Genomic DNA, 17,822 nt, shown 5'->3' with positions numbered 1-17,822 from the left:
TCAGTTCCGTTGCATAACATCAGATTTTCTAAAGAAGTCATTTAATTGCTGGTGGATCGGGAAGAAGTGAAAGTGACAAACACTGGTTGTGGTTTCTTATTGCAAGTAAAGGAGCATCAATAAATGGAATCACTAAAAATGTTGCAACAGTTCAACGAGTGCTACGCCAAGATTCAGGCGATCGCACAATCTCAGGAATGGTTGGAATTATCAAACCGCAATGATGTTGACCCGGAAATGAAAACGCATTCTTTTTTGAATTCAAAATGCAAAATTCAAAATTCAAAATGAAGAATAGAAATAATGCGTGAATTAATTATTCTCCCAAAGGGAGACGCTGTGCGAATGTGTCAAAAACTCCGCCACAATATGTAGATTTAGCGGTCTTCAATTAGTAGTGAGTTCAATCAGACACTAATTGTCTTTAATTTTGAATTTTGAATTTTTAATTTTGAATTGGAGCAAAGCGACTTGATGTGCTGCACTATTTAGAAGGGGCTATGTGTTGTATTGAGCCGTTTGTGGAGGTTAGGGTAGCTCAAAAGCAGATATCCTAAGTTACTCGTTGCTTTGCTGCTGCTGTAACTGTTGTACTGCTTCTGGGGGTAAGCCCGTTAGTCGAGTAATTAGGTCAATACTCATGCCCTCTGCCAGCATATTAGCTGCAATTTCACGGGCTTTTTTGTTACGTCCTTGTTCTTCAGCTTCATTTTGAATCATTTGGTAAATAACTGATTCGCTCATGATATCTTTCCTGAATAAACGCCCAATTACTTCTTGATCTAATACTAGCCCAGCCAAGATTGCAGCAGCAGCAGAAATATTACTTTGTGTCTGTCTTTCACTAATTCTATCAACAGCCGCAGCGACTTGTTGTAGTGTACTAGCTTTATTCTCGGTTGCACTTAATACAGCAAACGGCAACAACCCTGGGGTTCTTAAAAATATTTCTGGTGGTTGTTCCCACAGACGAATTACGTCAAACTCATGTCGAAGTTTCCTGGTAGTAAAAGTAGTTTTATAAACTTCCTCAGACTTAGTTTTATTCAAATAAATAACAAATTGATGTATTTCTTTATGGGGAAAGCGACGATAGATCCGCAAGTGATAATCTGCCATCCGAAAAGGCATATCTTCATCAGGTTTAGTTTGAAATTCTATGTGTAAAACAACTTCATCTGATTGCAACAGAATTAAAGCGTCAGCACGAATTGGTTCTATTGATAGCTCTGTCGGACTTAACTTAGTTAAAGTGATGGGTTCACCTAACAACCAAGTAGCGAAATCAGGAGAATATAATTCAGCGATTAATTTACAAGTATTATCAAACATCATCCATCATTTAGTTAAGTTTGATAGCAGATTTTCATCATTTAAAATCAGTTATAATAATCAATTATAAACGATTGTTTTTGATAATTTAATAATTTGTCTATTAGAAAATAGCTTTGCTGAAAACCATTGAGAAATTGAATATATTTGTATGGAAATCAAAACAATCTCCGTAACCTATCACCGAAAAATTAATCTAGGTGACTTTGAATCAGTGGAGTTAGGCTGCTCTCTATGGGGGCAAATTGACCCAGAAGAAGATGCAAATGGGGCAACACAATTCCTTTTTGAGCAAGCAAAAGCGTCTGTAAAAGAAGCAGCAATGCCGTTAATTAAAGCATCGTCTCATCAAATGAACAAAGCCCGAATGTACAAACAATCTGCACAAAACAATACTGCTGATAATGGAGATAATTTCTAATGAATACTGAAATTAAATTAGGCTTAGGCAATCCACCACTTCCTATTTACCTGTATGTCAACAAATTAGAAATTGATGGTCAAGCTTATGGCTGGTACAACTATGATGTTAGCCTTGATAAAAAGACTCCAGTAGCCGACAGAGCATTAACAGGTTATTTGAGCGAGTTAAGATTGACTGGTAAAGATTTTAAAGGCAAGGACAATATTAAATTAGATATTGTTGTCTTTGCAGATGATGTGTATATCATCAGAAGTGGGATTGAAACCAATTTTTCTAAATCATTCTTACTAACAGCATCACTTGTAGAAGATTTCTCTAAACCCCTAACAATTGTTGCTACTCCTGGGGGAGAAAATGTCGTGTTCTGCTCCTTACATGATGCTATCAGCAAAACTAAAATCCGTAGAGATTGGGATGCTAATGCAGATTGGGCAGGGTTACTAAAGCAGATTCAGTCAAGACTATTCAACCGTCCTAAATATAATCTGGATGAGGATGAATATGATCACCCCGTTGTACAATCGCCTTCTTCAACCCCAACAAAACCTGCTGTGGCTCATCCCCAAGATTTACGGGTGAAACAAGTCCGCATATTAACTAATTACCCCATCGATCTAGTCAAAGAGTGGTTGCAATTCCAAGATGCCTCGGCTCCTAGTCAATTACCTGTTGCTCAAATCGATAAGCTGGTGCGAGATATTTGCCTAGCTTGGGCATCTGACAAGGTTGATTGGGATCATGCCAGCAGTTCATATCAGCAGGTGTTAGGAGCGATCGCTGCTGGTACTCCTGAGATAGAAGCCATCCAGCAGTGGATGAATTATGTTGCAGGACTGGTAACACCTGTAGCTTCTCGTTAATTCTAGTTTTTCATAGGACAGCTATTGCTGTCTTATTTTTTTCTACATCAACACTCTTGGGTAAAACAATGGCAAATAAAAAGTGGGCGGTAAAACGACTAACTATCAATCTTGCTTCCTCTGAAGCACAAACTCTCTTTGAATATTGCAACACAACTGGTAGACCCGCAACAGATGTGATTCGGGAGTTGATTAGGAAATTGAAAGCAACTACAAACGCATAACAGTTCACATTTTTACTCTTCCAGCTTTTGTTGTTTTTTCTTAATCAGGAGCAAGTATGAACAACCACAATCAAAAGTTTAACCAGAAATATCAAGCAAAATATGACGAAACTAGACCAATTGTGATTCGATATCGCTACATCAAACGTTCAAGGGCTAAAGATTTTGTTGAGAATGGATTGTTGTCAGTGGGCATCGTTTGTTTATTGAGTACAGCATTTTTGGGAATTGGTGCATTGGGCTGTTGGGGATTTGAGATTATTGCGGCTAATTCGAGTCCTGGCATCATCAGTCAGTACAACTGGCAAGCCCGAAAGAATATCTGCTTGGGCGGGATGTTGGTTTGTATTTCGGGAGTTTTGGGCAGTGCGTTGTTGAATGGATGCTTAGATTTTGATGAAAACTTATAGGAGAACCGATTTCATTAAGGCAATCATTCGCAAGACTTTCAAAGTGTAGACAGAATTTATAAAGTAATTGCGTTATGTCAAACAAACACTTATTGAAGATGAAACGAATTCATCCTAGAGAATTTAAATTGAAGCATGGATTATCGGTGTCTGAGATTCATGAACTAAGTGATTATCCTCCAGAAACTCTTAAGCACTGGTTAGCTGACGAGCATAGTAGTCGTTACCAGCAACCAAAAGAATCTGTCTTAAATCATTTCGGTTTACTGGATTTATATTTAAGTGCTTCTTAAATTCAAAAATGTCACACAGACACTACCCGCTTTGATGCGGGTTTTTTATTATAAAAGAGCAAGGTCAATAAATAGTCAATTAACAGTCACAGAACAGTGCATATTGATATCAACATGGATATTCATATTGACATCAGTGTTGATATCAACATTGATATTAACGTTGACATTAATAGTGATATCACTATTGATACGAGCGTGACACGGATATTGACTAACGAGTTGAAACTGTTGACACGGATTTGACATTTTTAATGAAATCAGAGTGGAGAGAACAACTTTTTAGCTATCAACCAAGTCGATCTGGGACAAATTCTTTAGTTCTACCAATGTCAAAAGCAAAAGCCGCCAAGATTTTAGGCGTTTGCTACCGCACACTAGAGCGATGGGCAGAGGTTGCGCCAATCATCCCAGAGTATAGATTAATACTTGTGAGGATGAAGACTCTAGCTCAAGAAAAAAATCTACGTGCGCCACCAATTACGCCTTATCAAGTGTGGGTCATCGCTAGGATTGGGGAATTGTTTTCTGACATCACTCAAGGGATTGATAAAAAGGCTTTTGTTGAGATCATCATCGAAGCCAAGAAAGACGAGTACACCCGTGCCGAATTTGAAAAAGAACAACTGAGATTTTCATCACAAGCATTAGGAGAAACAAATCATGTCGGATAACACATTTACTCGCGCAGAACTGTTTGAACTATTAAGTGCCAGCTACAGTCCACAACAAATTATTGCTGGATTAGAACAACTCGCTTCAACAGATTCAACTATTGATCCGAATGCCGAACATTTTCCCGTAGAAATCAGCGATCGCTTAGAGAGGCTGTTCAACCTAGCGCAGAAAACCCTAGATCAATCGAAACTATTGGGAGGTGGTAGTAATTTGGCGAATATACAGACAGATGCAATAGAAAGTGTGAGCGAACAATTGCAGATTGAAGGAGTCAGCCGCGAAACGTTCAAAGCGTTCTTGGACATTGTGGCAGGTAAGGCTGTAGCTAAAGCATTAGCTGTTCATCAGTTTGAACAAGAGCTATTCCACCAAATCAAGGGTGAGCTTGATGTTGAGAGTTTACAGCAACAAACACAAGCGGGATTAGAGGAAGTAGCGTTTATTTATCAGTTAGCGAAGAACCCCGAAATCAGACAACGTATCACTCAAGACTACAGACTCAAGACTGCACAAGAAATTAGACAAGAAGTTCAAACGCTCACCAATAGTGCGACCTCTGGTTTTGACCCGAAAGCATTTTTGGATGAATTGGGATTGCCAACACCTGAAAAAAAGTCGATACAACCAACAACGATTCAGGACTTGAAAAATTTGACACGCTCTTTGTTCCAAAAGCCACTCCAGTCACCAAGTTGATAGAACGATTTGTTCAACAAAATTGGTTGGGCTTTTCAATTATTTTCTTTATGGTGTGTGTTGGATTATCTGTTTACATTCGTGTGACTAATGCACCGAACCAGACAAGTACAGAACAAATTCAAGTTAGACAGTAAGAGGTACTCATGTGTTTGGAACGTGAAATATTAAATGCTGTCGGCTTTGAAACTCCTCAACTCGAACCAGAAGATGTGGTGAATCAGGCTGAAGAAATAGTAGTTAAGGACGAACCAATCGCAAATACTATCAACAACTTCAGCAAACTGTTGGATGAATATGCTCCAGTCTCAAGCTAATTCTGACAATGAAGTACCAAAAGCAAGCACTGTTGGGGTTATTAGGGCTGGGGTTAATCATTAGTCCTTGGTTATCGCAACTGCCAGCGCAATTCAAAACTTATAACAGTGGCATCACCATCAGAGAATCAGAAGAACTAGAACGCATTAAAGCTGAACAAAGGGCAGCAACCGCCGACAAAATTAATGAACTGGGAGTGATGCCCTCTTTCAAGAAGTTGCGAATTAACGATTACTTAAACTCCAAACGATTTAACCCCAGACCTAACACTACAGGTTATTTAGAAGATGAAATCGTTTTTGTTTATGACTCAACTGGTAAATGTGTTGGACGAATTGAGCAAAGGCAATGGAAATGGAAATATCGATTTAAAAATGCCTGTAAGAATTCGCCACTGTATCAAGATTCTCTTAATTGATTTACCGATTTGCGCTGTTAACAGTGTAATAGCCTATCAAATATTCCCCCTGATTCCATTTCATGAATGTTTTTTAGCTAATTTAATCGCTCTAGTTATAGAGAAAAAAATACTTCAAATCCTCCTGAACTTTTAGTATGAAATACCTTACTCCAAAGGATACTAATTCACAATTTAAAGGGGAGCCAGCACCACAGAATCAACCAAAGAAAGTTGGTCACAACTATCTAGAACTATTAGCTCAATGGATTGTTGCCTTCATCTCATTTCCAGTTATCTTTATTTCGCACATCATTGCTCAATTTGTTACTCCCGGCACATCTGGTTATAAGCTCGTTGGTGCAATCGGTTTTTGGATTGGCACACTACTTTCAACTGATAGTATTTGGCAGGTTTTATTTCAAGGAAAACCTTTACTGCCGTGGTTTGAAACCGAATGGATTGGTTGGATAGGTTGGCTACAACTGCCGTTTAATGTTTTGTTTTGGATTAGTTTTGGCATCTCGGCACTCGTGCAAGTTATGGAAGCTCGGACACTGCGCGGTAAAGACCCACAACAAGCCAAACACGAATTTGACGATTCTCGACAATATACTTTAGGGTCAAAGCCTACTGGTAACATCGACCTGACAGTTGCTCTTTGGGGTGATTATAAGAGGGCCGGGATGAGAGAGCGTTATGCGGGTGGAGCGATCGCATTATTTTTCTGGCTAATCGATATTATTACCACTTTCGTCGGCAGATGGCCTTTTCAATACACGAACCCGCTATCAATCATTGCCTGTTTTGGGTACAACATCGTGGCAATGATGGCTGGCGAAATTGGTTACAGCATTTGGAAATTGACTAAGTAAGCACGAGTTCAAAGCATAATTTCTCCCATCTGTTAATTACTCAAACGTCAAAAAATTAGACTTGTCACAAGAGGCGAAAAATGGAACAACCCATACCAATGCTTGGAACTCAAGAAACGGCACAGTTACGTGGCGATTATCCCAGCATTGAGTATTTGGAAGCTGGTAACATCGCCTCTTGGTTGCAAGAACGCCAAGACCAGTTATTGGTTCGTGCCAGAAACGAACGCAACGAGATGAATCTGGCTAAGTTCATCACCCTGGCTACATCTGCGGTTGGTGCGGTTTGTTATGCCACCTCTCCCCTTGCTCCCATCGGTGCGGTTGTTGCCGGAGTTGGTTATCTTTGGTCAATTGTTCAGGACTTAAACGATACTCATCAATTTGCACCGATTCCATTCATTCGTGGCGACTTCTTCAGTTTCCTTTCGGCTATGGGTGATAGTGTTGCCAGGGAGGAATATTTTGCTAACCAAAATGAACTGGCCGAGTTAATGCTGCACTTAGAGCCAATGGAGAAATACGAATTCGCCATGCTCAAGCAATGTTCTCATCTTTTATGCAAATCTCTTGCTAGTGCTGATCCGGGAAAGCGATTTTATGCTTACCGTTGGCTACTCGATTGGTTTATTCAGCTTAAAGGACAGTTCCCTACTTCTGAGCAACTATCTGGGCATTTGGCACAAGTTACCATCGACCCCAGAGTGAACTATCAACAAGTGGAGGCCATTCAGCAATCAGTTCAACCCCAGAATTTAGGTATCCCTCCTGCACGGTTTACGCAGTTACCAACTCCCGTCTCTCAAACAACACAAGCATTAACACCACAAATTAATCTCGATGAGGTTTATCCCCTGCCTCCTACCTCACAGCAATCGTCCTCAGAAACTCCGATTATAAATACCGAAATCTCCACCTACACTTCAAAACCTAATACCAACTATGACTTAATCGCTCACATCGCCAGAAAAGTTACGAATATGCTGTGGGTTGGTGTCCCAGGCTCCGGCAAGGGCATCACTATTAGCAACGCCATCGATGCCATCAAGCGGCTACATCCTGGCATACACATCTTTTATATTGACCCTAAAGGTGACGAGAAAGAAACTGGTTATTTCAATGGTCGTGTTGATACCCTCAAACGCGCCAAGATTGTTGAAATGTCTCCGGTTGAAGCCGTCAGTTGGGTCAAAGAATGTTTTACCGAGTTCCAGAAAATCTCCGGCCCAAAGCTGATCATTCTGGATGAGGGTACGGCTGTTTGTTCCAAATTCAAAAATGCTAAGGGTGAAATTGGTTGGCTCAAGGACAAAATCATCTCTTACTGTTCTTGCGGTGATAGCTCTGGCTGGCATTTCTGGATTGTCGTTCAAAATCCACACACTGACGACTTGGGCATTTCTGGCGGTCTGCGCTCTCAGTTAACCTCTGTTGCATTGGTTTCGCCAGATAACGTCCCGGCTTACAGTGCCATGATCGCCACTCAACTTATTCCGAGCGATCGCAAGATTACTTCTACCCAAGTCATGGACATTGCGGCACAATCACCTGTTGGTCGGGCAGTTTATTACGGCGGTATCAATGAATGGTTTCCTATGCCAAAGTTAAAGAATTTTTCTGGCTATGACCGTGACACCAACAAGTTTATTGATTCTGTATCAAGTAATCAACAATCTACCCCTATTGAAACTAATTCATCAAGCACAGCAACAACACAATCTCAACAGATGTTGGCACTGTTAGAAAAAACCACAGCCACTTCAATCGATGAGTTTATTCGGCAGGAATTGAATTTAGACGGAGTTCCACCAGATTTAATCCGTTTAGGAATTGAAAAGATACTCCAGAATTCTCATCTCAAATATAAATTCGACGGCTGGAATGATAATCAAAACTAAAATCTTTAGGAGAAAATATGCAAACAGTTCTCAATTTTCCGTCATTACTACAGCATACCTTGATTGTTGGTGCTTACTGTTCTGGTAAAGATTTTTTAGCCAGTCACGCTATCAAAACTATCAAACAGCAACGACCTTCTCTTAAAGTCTACGTAATCGATATTAAAGGACATCCCAGGGAAAGCCATTACTATGCTAATGCTGATTTTTTGCGGATTAAAAACTCTACTAATGTTGCTACCCAAGAGGATGTAGCGGAGTTAGTTTCATGGATACAGCATTGCTTCAATGAGTTTGAATCTCTTGAAGGTGAAAAATTACTTGTCTTATCAGAAAGTACATTAGTTTTTCATTTCTTTGCTCAAAATAAAAGCAACAAACTTTGGCTGGCTAATAAAATCATCAGTTATTTGTGCCTGGGGAATGCTAGTGGTATTTACATTTGGTTGATTGGCACAAGTTTTAGTATTCAAGAAACAAGAATCAGCCGACAGTTTTGGGTATTAGTCAACCTGCTGGCGATTGTACATCAGGAGAATTTTGCTTCATATAACTATCTTCTAAGTACAGATTTTCTTCCCAAAAGTTGCCAGCCTTGTGCAGAAGAAATTAGGGCAATTGCTTCCCAATCTCCTGTTAAAAGAGCCGTCTACTTCAACGGTGAATGGTTGCCTATGCCAAGGCTTGATGAGTGAAAGATTCTCTTAAAGTCAGTTGAGAAATTTTACTTTGTTTTAAAAAGGAGAAATACTGTTATGTCGAACTTATCAGTTTTTGTCTTCGAGTCGCAAGAAGTTCGTTTTGTCGGCACTCCAGAAAAACTTGAGTGGGTGGCGGCAGATGTATGTGCCATTCTCGATATTGATACTTCTGTTGCTATCAATGGACGAAAACGAAAAAGAACTGACGGTAGTGAATACTTTGATGGTGGACTAGAGGTTGATGAAAAGGGTACTGCCATTGTCAGTACCCCTGGTGGCGAACAGGAAATGCTGACTGTGACTGAGCCTGGGTTGTACCGCCTCATCTTTAAATCACATAAACCTGTTGCCAAGCGATTCCAGCGATGGGTTTTTCATGAAGTCCTCCCATCTTTGCGTCGCACTGGTTACTACTCCATACCCAAACCTGATCGACAACATAATGGCAGATTAACTCTGGATGAACTTCTCTCTTTTGCACAGAAAGTTCTCGCTCCTACAAGATTGAGTCCTGAACTTCAAACCATCACGGTTGTTAGAGGTTTGCAAGCGATGTATCCCGAAATTGCACCTATGGCCAGTGAACTGGTGGGAGCAATAGGGGAAACTATTGCCACGAGCTTGCGCCATGTTTCTCCAACGACAATTGGTGAGTTGTATGCCCAACAACAAGGACTACCAAAGCCAATCAAACCCCATATTGTTAACCGTGTTCTGGAAGAAACTGGTTTGCAGTATAAGGAAGTCGAATTTAAGACTGATTCTAACGGCAAGCCTCGTCACAAAAACATTTGGCATCTCACTGAAGCTGGTAAACAATGGAGAACCGTCAAACTAGACAAAGCCCGGACTCACGACAAAATTGTTGAACACGTTCGCTGGTTGCCTGATGTTTTGAACGTAATTGATCTAAGCAAAGAAAGATGAATCATTAATTATTTTGAGGACAAGTACAGTAATGAAACTGCATTTGTCCTCATCTTTTTTATAAGCACAAGGTTGAGCAAGATGATTCACGCTACTCAAACAAGACTAGTTTCTTTACTCAAGCAAACCGCTTATGTTTTGCTTGGGTTTTTAGTTATGCTGTTGATTACTGGTGGTCGTCCTTCAGGGTTTATATTAGGGTTGTGTGTAGTTTTAGGTATTGGGTTTGTTATTTGGGATGAAAATAAGAGAAGTATGAAATAATTAATTAGATAAGTCTCACATTATGGACACAGCCGCAGATTTGTTATTTCTAAATGAAGAAGTTGCCTTAAGAATCAATCCTTTTTCTGAGGGTGAATATTTAGTTATTCAGACCCATCCTCAAGAGAAAAACCTGAAAGTAAGCAAGCGTAGTTTTGATTACGAGGAAGCTAAAAAATACTGTGAGCTTGAAAATTTAGGTCACGACTACGCCACGTTTGAATTAAGAATTATTCGAGATAATAAACTTTGGACAGTCAACAATTTAGGTTATCCTCGAACAATTTCTCAACAACAAGACTGGAAGGTTAGTCTAGAATATCTTGAGGCTATTCATGACAACGATAATCATGGAGAAATCATTGTCTGCTTTTGCAGCTATCCTTATTTTCATGGAGTGACGGCTCAAACATCTAGCAATTGTGTCACTTGTCTTGTTGATGATCACGGGCGAGAAATACACTCTTGCCCTAATTGTCAAGTCGCTTCGCTCCAATTCAAAATTAAAAATTCAAAATTCAAAATTAAAGACAATTAATGTCCGATTGAACTCACTACTTTCTTGTTGACCACCAAATCTGAATATTGTGGCGGGGGCTTGTACCCAGAATTAATTAATTCAAAATTATTTCCATTCTTCCTAAGTGAATTTTGAATTTTGCTTTTTGCATTTTGAATTCAAAAAATGTCATATTTCCTTATTTGATGAATTAGATGATGACTCTGATGATTTTTACCAGCAAATAACACAGCCAGCCGTTTGCATTGGTTGTGCTAACTATCACGGGCAAGACTATGTTGAAGAATTATTAATCTGCGCCATTCATCCTTATGGTTGGGATGGAGTTTCTTGCCCGGATTTTACTCTAAACAATAAACTAAATAAAACTATTAAATAAAAAATATGAACCAGATAGACCCAACCGCAAATAATACTAGCTAACAACCAAAAGTAATTGTAGTAGACGAATTTGCTGACCTTAGCGAATCTCTTGAAGGGCATCCACAACGCGAAAGGATTCTGGAGAAAATTCAGCAGTATCAATCTCAGGTTTTACGGGCGGCTCGGAGTAAGAAAGGTTAGTTTCAATGATTCTAATTCTGGCTAACAATCAAGCTGATGGCTTGTTACCAATACCTAATTGTTTTTTGCTAGATTTTAACTGTTTCCAAAGTGACTTCATTTTTTGGTAAGCGTCTTCAGGCTTGAGCTTGCCATTGGTTTGTAGCGCAGTTATGTATTCTATTTTTTGAGCAAATTCTTGTAGATTAGCATTAAATACCAAGTTCTCTGGCTTAACTTGGCCGTGGTAGCGACTGCGAGGATACAAAAATTCGTTCTTTCCATTTTTGTCGCAATTTTCCATCACTTTATCTTCCCTCATCAGCGACTATTATTCAAAAGTAGCCACAAAGTTAAACGATAACCACTATCTCAATGAGTATTTGTATTGATTGTAAGTAACAATTAATTGTTTCAATAAAAAATTGTTTTCTAAATTAGTAGCAAGCCCATTTCTATTGATTGTATTTAATTTCTCAGATTACAGTAAGCAATTCTCGCTCTTCTTGTACAACTCCATTTCATTTCAGAAAAGGAGCCAGCTTTTATTACAATCCATTTTGGCTTTCTAGTTTGATTAACTATTCCATTTAAATAGTTATCGGCATATCTAAAAGCTGCTGATTTATCGTATTTAGCTATATTCAGTGCTTGCATCAATACTTCTAAAGGAATTGCCACTTGTGTGAGTTTTTCAGCTAATATTACTGACTCTTCTTCTGTTGCTGCTACTGTCGTTTCTACTGGTTCAAAATTTATTTGCTCGTTTACACGGAGCTTTATCATTGCAGTATCAGCCATAAATGCACCTTCACAACTTGTACAATGCAGTTTTACTGAAAAGCACTGTTGAGTAAATCCGTGTTTGTGCGGGACTTGCTCATGAGCTATCTTCATTCATCCGCACATCTACCCGGCGATCGCTCTTGTGTATTGGCGCAGTCATCACTTGTTGATTAGCAACTTTTCAGTTCTTCTTACGAAAAATGGGACAGCAATTATCATAGATAAATATCTATGTTTTTATCTCAATTTTTCTATGATACTGCCTTAATGCTTAAAATCAGGATCTAAACTTAATCTTGAAATTCAGCGATTTTGGCACTAGATTAACTTCATGATTAAAATCAGGTTCTTCAGTTGAGTAGTACGTCGATATTACTTATTCTTTTTATTAGAGAAATTTCAATTCTTTATATAAAAACTTTTATTAAGAGAAATCAGAACAATTTTTATTGTTCCGACATTGATTTAGATATTTATTCTCAAGTACGCAATACCCATAATTTAGCCTTGAGAATAGTGTCTGTTTTGGGTTTTATTGGTGCTGTTCCCTTTTCTCAATGGTTTTTTCCTAGCATCTTAAAATTGATTGACGAAGCAATATGATGATACCTACTGAAGGGAATTTGTCCCAAAATCTTTTTTTGCCACAGAACACCCTTGATCTAGATTTAGACTCAGAGGAACTCCAGCTCATTGACGATTACTGTCAACAGACTGGTCGTACATACAATGAAGTTATTCAACAACTAGTGCAGCAATTTCTGACTTTACAAGAACCTACTTAAGGCAATTGAGCGGTTTCGGGCAGTAGTTGCTCAATTTTTTTCTGCTGGACTAACTTGTTGAGCAGTGGCATTCAGTGGGTTTATCTGTAGAGAACGAATCAACTCCCGGATGACATCTGTTGCTGGTCTTCCTGTTGTTTGACAATACTTCTCCAGTTTCTCCATTTCACTCGTTGCCAGATTGATGGTGATCCGCTTGACTGCCCATTTTTTATTCATTGCTGATCTCAAGTTCGGTAACGCTAGAATAAATAAACCCTAATTTCCAACAATGATAGAAACCTAATATTTGAAAACTGGAAAAATCATTAACCTTAACCAGAAGTAGGGAACATTACAATGGTTCAATTCGCACCAAAACTTTTAACTGTTGAAGATTTTATTGTTCATTATGGCGATAATGAACGCTGTGAATTAATTGATGGTGAATTAATTGAAATGGAACCAACAGGGCCACACGAGCAAGTAAGTGCTTTTATAGGGCGAAAATTAAATGTAGAAATTGACCGTCAAGAAATCTCATACTTTATTCCCCATCGGTGTTTAATTAAATTTTTAGGAACAAATACAGCTTTCCGCCCTGATATAATTGTACTAGACCAAACTCAACTATTTAATGAACCACTATGGCAGCAAGAACCTGTAATTACATCAGGAAACTCCATTAAGTGGATTGCTGAAGTTGTTAGTACAAATTGGCAAAATGACTATGCTCGTAAAGTTGAAGATTATGCTCTGTTAGGAATACCTGAATATTGGATTGTTGATTATCTGGGTATTGGTGGCAGAGAGTATATCGGCAAACCCAAACAACCAACAATCACAATTTGCACATTAGTAGAAGATGAATATCACAAACAATTGTTTCAAAATGATGAGCAACTCATTTCTTCAGTCTTTCCTAATTTGCAATTAACAGCACAACAAATATTTGCAGCCGGACAGTCTACTACTTAATTGTTTGAGCTTGTAACAAACAATATCTGCTATAGCCTTATGTAACGCTGCTGACCATTAGTAGTCAGTACAACCAGAGCTATCGTTTTCTGACACTTACTGTTCGACACAAAGTTTACAAGTAATTTTTATAGAAAAACTCTAAACACAGATTTCAAAAAAATTCATGTAATACTGATCTGGTAGAACAAACTTAACAGCTATTTTAAGTGATGCTATTAGAAAAATAGATAGCACAACTATTCCTCTATGAAAAAACTGCTTAAACGGATTTTGAAACTAATCAAGCAAATTTTTCAGCAGATATTAGATAATGAACAACCTACTGTTCCTTCCAGCAATCGCCCGTTAAAAACTCCTGCCATCACTCCTCCCATTCCCACTTTCGCTTCCCAGTGGGGGGATGCTCTGATACTCGTTTGTTCCCAGTGTGCAGCCGAGAAATTTTCTGACAGTTATCACCAAGTAAGATCAGGTACAACAGCTTCCGAAGAACTACAGAAATGGTTGAAATCTCGACTCAAATTAGATGGATTGTGGGGAAAATATCGAGTTGTGAGTACCAGTTGTTTAGGCGTTTGCCCAAAAGAAAGTGTTGCCGTTGTTTTGTATCATAATACAGTAGGACAACAATGCTTTATTATATCTAGTCATAGCGAACGAGAAATTTTCTACTCTTATATCAAACACATCAATCAGTGATGCCAGGGTAAATTTTCTTAGATAATTAGAAAGCCTTCTACCGTACCTGTAATAAAACTATCATCAAGTGAACGCCACAACAGGTTGGAAAATTCTCCGCCTTAAATCAGCTATGCTCGTTTTTTCCTCATTTGTATTTTTTTTATCAAAAATTAATTTAAATATGTTGTCAACTATTATTTTAACTAGCCAAATAAATTTAAATTCCAAGATTTTTAACGAATGAGTTTTGAACTGGTTTCTTTAAAACTACAGGTACGTCCAAATGATCTCGATAGTTTAGGTCATGTTAACAATGCTACTGTTTTAGAGTATTTAGAAACAGGACGTTGGGATTGGTTGAAACACCATAAGATAAATATCAAACAGAAAATTGTTCCAGTTGTAGCTCGAATTGAAGTTAATTATCGCAAGGAAATTATTCTGGAGGATGTGATTGTTAACACTAAGTTAGATCAATCAAATCAATCATCGCTCTACCAAGCCAATTTTTGGCAATCAATTGAAGTTATCAAAAAAGGGAATTCCTTAGTTGCTGTTGAAGCCCGTATTCAAGTAGTATTTATTGATTCCACAGAGCGCACTTTGCGAACGCTACAAGAATTTCTAGAAGGAGCGAGTAATTCAAATAACCGGACTTAGTAACATTATCCTAAATCTTCAATTAAATTTTGAAGATATTCTCGTGTTTCGGAAATGGTTAAATACAAGAGATTCCCCATACTATTCATTATTTCATATTCATCAAGAACAACATTGTTAGCATCTACGCTCGATCCTATTCCAAGAATTAGACCATTATCATAAGCTTTCTCTCCAAGTTCAGCTATTTCTAAAAGCAGAGATTTGTACTCAGGCTTTAGCTTTTGGTTTTGAATCATTTCGTTTAACCTGACTTCAAATTCTGTGAATGATTCATACTTATGGGTCATTATTTTAAATTATTTTTTAGGTGAGATTAAATCGGCTGCAACAACCTCTGCCACAATCTCGTGTAACGCTGCTGGTCATCCGTAGTCCGCACAGCCAAAGATACCGCTTTTTTTGAACCAACCACAATGGCTAATTTCCTGGCACGGGTTAAACCCGTATAAAAGAGATTACGTGACAGCATCATAAAATGCTGCATATATAGTGGCAGTATCACCACCGGATACTCCGAGCCTTGACTTTTATGGATTGACACAGCAAATGCCAATGTAATTTCGTTGAGATCGGCATAATCATACACCACAGCCCGTCCACCATACTCAACCGTCACCTCTTGTTCTTCAGTATCGATATTGTGGATGGTTCCCAAGTCACCGTTAAACACTTCTCTGTCATAGTCATTCATTTGCTGAATGACGCGATCTCCTACCCGCAGAGTCATTCCACTTCTGACAATCTCTGCCTTATCGGGACTAGGCGGATTTATCAATCCCTGCAACACCATATTCAGGTTGCGAGTCCCAACCAAACCCCGCGACATCGGGCAAAGTACCTGAACATCAGAGGCTCCATTAAAACCTAGCCTGGGAATAAATTCCGTAATCAACTCACAAATTGCTTGTACTCCGTGTTCTGGCTGATGTCCTCCACCATGCCACAGACAATCTGACACGGGATTATCACTAATCGGTTCCAGGTTTGGATAATCGCCCTGGTTAATTTGGTGTGCGGCGGTGACGATCTCACTCTGCTGGGCTTGACGAAATACTTGCGTTAGCTTCACCACTGGTACTTGCAGTGAAGTGATTAGGTCAGCCAGCACTTTGCCAGGGCCAACTGATGGCAATTGGTCGATGTCCCCAACTAATAATAGTTGCGCTCCCTCTGCTACAGCTTTAAACAGTGAGTGTGCCAGGAACAGGTCAAGCATCGATGCTTCATCCGCGATAATTGCTGTGTAGGGTAGGGGATTTTTGTTATCTCGCTTGAAACCCATAGTCTTGGGATCAAATTCTAACAGGCGATGTATGGTTTTTGCTTCCAGACCCGTCATTTCTGATAACCGTTGTGCTGCCCTTCCTGTTGGTGCAGCCAGAGCGATTGTTTTGCCCATTGCTTTCCACAAGCTGACGATGGTGTGGGTCGTAAACGTCTTGCCTACTCCCGGCCCACCAGTCAACACCATTACGGGCGAATAGGCTGCTTTCTCTACCGCTTGCTGCTGTTGTGGCGATAGTTGGATTTTGCGGCTAACCATAAAACGCTCTATCCAAGCATGAACACGCGGTATATCCTGTACTATTGGTTGGCTCAAGCGTCGAGATATCATCTGTGCCAAGTTCGTCTCCGTATGGAAAAACGTTGGTTTAAAGCACAGTAGTAGCTTTTCACCATCATTGCCCCGCACGATTTCTCTGATTAATTCTTCTTTCGCGCCCATCTGTTTCATGATTTCAGCGATCGCCAATTCGGTTGGCTGATGGTCATCTGTTGTTAACAGTTTGGTGACTTTCTCGATTAGTTCTGGCTGTGGCAGGTAACAGTGTCCATCTTCGGCTGCTTCACTTAATGCGTGGATTATGCCAGCACAATATCTAAATTGGGAGTCTGTTGGTACGCCTAAGTTCCGTGCAATCTTGTCGGCGGTGAGAAACCCTATTCCGTAGATGTCGGTTGCTAGTTGATAAGGGTTAGAAGTAACTGTGGCGATCGCATTGTCTTGGTACTGCTTATAAATTTTGACTGCATAAGTTGTTGACACCCCGTGGGTTTGCAGAAACACCATCACTTCCTTGATCGCCTTCTGCGTCTCCCAGGCATTTTTTATCAGCTTGATCCGCTTTTTGGCAATGCCCTGAACTTCAATGAGTCGGTCAATCTGATTTTCGATGATGTCGAGTGTTTCTAAACCAAAATGTGCAACGATGCGTTTGGCTGTGACTGGGCCAACTCCTTTGATCAGCCCACTGCCTAAATACTTCTCAATTCCGGTTAGGGTTGCTGGTTTAGTTTCTTTGTAATTGGTGACTTGGAATTGTGGCCCATATTGCGGATGTTCTCGCCAGAAGCCCGTTAGCTGTAGCGTCTGCCCTGGTTGGATATTGGCAAAACTGCCGACAATTGTGGTGAGGTCGGTAAAACGTGAACGAGTTAAACGCGCTACGGTATACCCCGATTCCTCAGAATGAAAGGTCAGGCGTTCTACTACCCCTGAGATCGTTTCGTACTGCGGGGTGGCATTTAATTGTTGAGTAGCTGGAGTTAGGGGCGTGGACATTGGTTTTCAAAAATGCCGCACATT

General features: G+C 39.6%; 28 protein-coding genes. 21 read left to right on the top strand and 7 right to left on the bottom strand.

The genetic code is table 11. The annotated features are described in order from the left end of the window. The first annotated feature begins 123 nt into the window (after positions 1-123). Positions 124-291 carry a hypothetical protein gene (locus H6G28_RS30725; RefSeq protein WP_190676649.1) on the top strand — a complete coding sequence of 56 codons (168 nt, stop codon included), beginning with the start codon at positions 124-126 and terminating at the stop codon, positions 289-291. A gap of 267 nt (positions 292-558) precedes the next feature. On the opposite strand, the gene H6G28_RS30720 is transcribed toward H6G28_RS30725, so the two are convergent. After that, positions 559-1,332: an Rpn family recombination-promoting nuclease/putative transposase gene (locus H6G28_RS30720; RefSeq protein ID WP_190676675.1), complete on the bottom strand. Its 774-nt coding sequence runs from the start codon at positions 1,330-1,332 to the stop codon at positions 559-561. A gap of 151 nt (positions 1,333-1,483) precedes the next feature. Here H6G28_RS30720 and H6G28_RS30715 point away from each other — a divergent pair, with 151 nt between their 5' ends. From H6G28_RS30715 to H6G28_RS30695, 5 genes are all read left to right on the top strand, one after another. Continuing rightward, positions 1,484-1,753, top strand: a complete 270-nt coding sequence (locus H6G28_RS30715; RefSeq protein WP_190676647.1) for a hypothetical protein — start codon at positions 1,484-1,486, stop codon at positions 1,751-1,753. After that, the gene (locus H6G28_RS30710; protein ID WP_190676645.1) at positions 1,753-2,616 is read left to right on the top strand and encodes a hypothetical protein; all 864 of its coding nucleotides are present in this window, start codon (positions 1,753-1,755) and stop codon (positions 2,614-2,616) included. The genes H6G28_RS30715 and H6G28_RS30710 overlap by 1 nt, the downstream gene beginning before the upstream one ends. Positions 2,617-2,684: 68 nt before the next feature. Beyond that, a complete protein-coding gene (locus tag H6G28_RS30705; RefSeq protein ID WP_190676643.1) occupies positions 2,685-2,840 on the top strand; it encodes a CopG family transcriptional regulator in 156 nt (51 codons plus the stop codon). Positions 2,841-2,896: 56 nt separating this feature from the next. After that, entirely contained in the window at positions 2,897-3,250 is a 354-nt protein-coding gene (locus H6G28_RS30700) for a hypothetical protein (RefSeq protein WP_190676641.1), read from the top strand. A gap of 74 nt (positions 3,251-3,324) precedes the next feature. Then, entirely contained in the window at positions 3,325-3,543 is a 219-nt protein-coding gene (locus H6G28_RS30695; protein ID WP_206758272.1) for a hypothetical protein, read from the top strand. A gap of 75 nt (positions 3,544-3,618) precedes the next feature. Here the strand turns inward: H6G28_RS30695 and H6G28_RS30690 are convergent, their stop codons facing one another. Continuing rightward, positions 3,619-3,792 (bottom strand): hypothetical protein, encoded by a 174-nt coding sequence (locus H6G28_RS30690; protein ID WP_190676638.1) that lies wholly within the window; start codon positions 3,790-3,792, stop codon positions 3,619-3,621. Between the two features lie 80 nt (positions 3,793-3,872). Between H6G28_RS30690 and H6G28_RS30685 the strand changes: the two genes are divergently transcribed. The 11 genes from H6G28_RS30685 (at position 3,873) to H6G28_RS30635 (ending at position 11,196) form a co-directional block, all read left to right on the top strand. Beyond that, positions 3,873-4,217 (top strand): hypothetical protein, encoded by a 345-nt coding sequence (locus tag H6G28_RS30685; RefSeq protein ID WP_242054686.1) that lies wholly within the window; start codon positions 3,873-3,875, stop codon positions 4,215-4,217. Beyond that, complete coding sequence (locus H6G28_RS30680) at positions 4,207-4,917, top strand: hypothetical protein (RefSeq protein WP_190676634.1); 711 nt, start codon at positions 4,207-4,209, stop codon at positions 4,915-4,917. The genes H6G28_RS30685 and H6G28_RS30680 overlap by 11 nt, the downstream gene beginning before the upstream one ends. Before the next feature lie 146 nt (positions 4,918-5,063). Next, the gene (locus H6G28_RS30675; protein WP_190676632.1) at positions 5,064-5,234 is read left to right on the top strand and encodes a hypothetical protein; all 171 of its coding nucleotides are present in this window, start codon (positions 5,064-5,066) and stop codon (positions 5,232-5,234) included. 8 nt (positions 5,235-5,242) lie between these two features. Beyond that, the gene (locus tag H6G28_RS30670; RefSeq protein WP_190676630.1) at positions 5,243-5,653 is read left to right on the top strand and encodes a hypothetical protein; all 411 of its coding nucleotides are present in this window, start codon (positions 5,243-5,245) and stop codon (positions 5,651-5,653) included. 137 nt (positions 5,654-5,790) lie between these two features. Beyond that, positions 5,791-6,507: a hypothetical protein gene (locus tag H6G28_RS30665; protein ID WP_190676628.1), complete on the top strand. Its 717-nt coding sequence runs from the start codon at positions 5,791-5,793 to the stop codon at positions 6,505-6,507. An 80-nt stretch (positions 6,508-6,587) separates the two neighbouring features. Continuing rightward, on the top strand, positions 6,588-8,405 hold the full coding sequence (locus tag H6G28_RS30660; RefSeq protein ID WP_190676626.1) for a hypothetical protein: 1,818 nt from the start codon (positions 6,588-6,590) through the stop codon (positions 8,403-8,405). A 17-nt stretch (positions 8,406-8,422) separates the two neighbouring features. Beyond that, positions 8,423-9,100, top strand: coding sequence for a hypothetical protein (locus H6G28_RS30655; protein WP_190676624.1), 678 nt, complete (start codon positions 8,423-8,425; stop codon positions 9,098-9,100). A 60-nt stretch (positions 9,101-9,160) separates the two neighbouring features. After that, positions 9,161-10,033, top strand: coding sequence for a BRO-N domain-containing protein (locus H6G28_RS30650; protein ID WP_190676622.1), 873 nt, complete (start codon positions 9,161-9,163; stop codon positions 10,031-10,033). Between the two features lie 81 nt (positions 10,034-10,114). Next, a complete protein-coding gene (locus H6G28_RS30645) occupies positions 10,115-10,297 on the top strand; it encodes a hypothetical protein (RefSeq protein ID WP_190676620.1) in 183 nt (60 codons plus the stop codon). 22 nt (positions 10,298-10,319) lie between these two features. Continuing rightward, entirely contained in the window at positions 10,320-10,835 is a 516-nt protein-coding gene (locus H6G28_RS30640; RefSeq protein WP_190676618.1) for a hypothetical protein, read from the top strand. A gap of 106 nt (positions 10,836-10,941) precedes the next feature. Then, the gene (locus H6G28_RS30635) at positions 10,942-11,196 is read left to right on the top strand and encodes a hypothetical protein (protein WP_190676616.1); all 255 of its coding nucleotides are present in this window, start codon (positions 10,942-10,944) and stop codon (positions 11,194-11,196) included. A 213-nt stretch (positions 11,197-11,409) separates the two neighbouring features. Here H6G28_RS30635 and H6G28_RS30630 read toward each other — a convergent pair whose 3' ends face one another. Next, a complete protein-coding gene (locus tag H6G28_RS30630; protein WP_190676614.1) occupies positions 11,410-11,664 on the bottom strand; it encodes a DUF7219 family protein in 255 nt (84 codons plus the stop codon). A gap of 164 nt (positions 11,665-11,828) precedes the next feature. Beyond that, positions 11,829-12,161, bottom strand: a complete 333-nt coding sequence (locus H6G28_RS30625; RefSeq protein WP_190676613.1) for a hypothetical protein — start codon at positions 12,159-12,161, stop codon at positions 11,829-11,831. A 584-nt stretch (positions 12,162-12,745) separates the two neighbouring features. Here H6G28_RS30625 and H6G28_RS30620 point away from each other — a divergent pair. Continuing rightward, a complete protein-coding gene (locus H6G28_RS30620; protein WP_190676611.1) occupies positions 12,746-12,931 on the top strand; it encodes a hypothetical protein in 186 nt (61 codons plus the stop codon). Positions 12,932-12,961: 30 nt separating this feature from the next. Here the strand turns inward: H6G28_RS30620 and H6G28_RS30615 are convergent, their stop codons facing one another. Then, on the bottom strand, positions 12,962-13,150 hold the full coding sequence (locus tag H6G28_RS30615; protein WP_190676609.1) for a ribbon-helix-helix domain-containing protein: 189 nt from the start codon (positions 13,148-13,150) through the stop codon (positions 12,962-12,964). A gap of 120 nt (positions 13,151-13,270) precedes the next feature. Between H6G28_RS30615 and H6G28_RS30610 the strand changes: the two genes are divergently transcribed. The 3 genes from H6G28_RS30610 (at position 13,271) to H6G28_RS30600 (ending at position 15,232) form a co-directional block, all read left to right on the top strand. Then, on the top strand, positions 13,271-13,888 hold the full coding sequence (locus H6G28_RS30610) for a Uma2 family endonuclease (RefSeq protein WP_190676607.1): 618 nt from the start codon (positions 13,271-13,273) through the stop codon (positions 13,886-13,888). A 249-nt stretch (positions 13,889-14,137) separates the two neighbouring features. After that, a complete protein-coding gene (locus H6G28_RS30605; RefSeq protein WP_190676606.1) occupies positions 14,138-14,590 on the top strand; it encodes a (2Fe-2S) ferredoxin domain-containing protein in 453 nt (150 codons plus the stop codon). Positions 14,591-14,812: 222 nt separating this feature from the next. Continuing rightward, a complete protein-coding gene (locus H6G28_RS30600) occupies positions 14,813-15,232 on the top strand; it encodes an acyl-CoA thioesterase (RefSeq protein WP_190676603.1) in 420 nt (139 codons plus the stop codon). Between the two features lie 5 nt (positions 15,233-15,237). Here the strand turns inward: H6G28_RS30600 and H6G28_RS30595 are convergent, their stop codons facing one another. Both H6G28_RS30595 and recD2 read right to left on the bottom strand, forming a co-directional pair. Beyond that, on the bottom strand, positions 15,238-15,471 hold the full coding sequence (locus H6G28_RS30595) for a hypothetical protein (protein WP_242054685.1): 234 nt from the start codon (positions 15,469-15,471) through the stop codon (positions 15,238-15,240). A gap of 77 nt (positions 15,472-15,548) precedes the next feature. Further along, entirely contained in the window at positions 15,549-17,798 is a 2,250-nt protein-coding gene (gene recD2, locus H6G28_RS30590; RefSeq protein ID WP_190676599.1) for an SF1B family DNA helicase RecD2, read from the bottom strand. Positions 17,799-17,822 lie beyond the last annotated feature (24 nt).

The sequence above is a fragment of the Nostoc sp. FACHB-190 genome, from assembly GCF_014696905.1.
Classification (GTDB): domain Bacteria; phylum Cyanobacteriota; class Cyanobacteriia; order Cyanobacteriales; family Nostocaceae; genus Nostoc_B.
The sequence above is the reverse complement of the archived record's forward strand: the minus strand, read 5'-3'. Positions and strand labels throughout refer to the sequence as shown.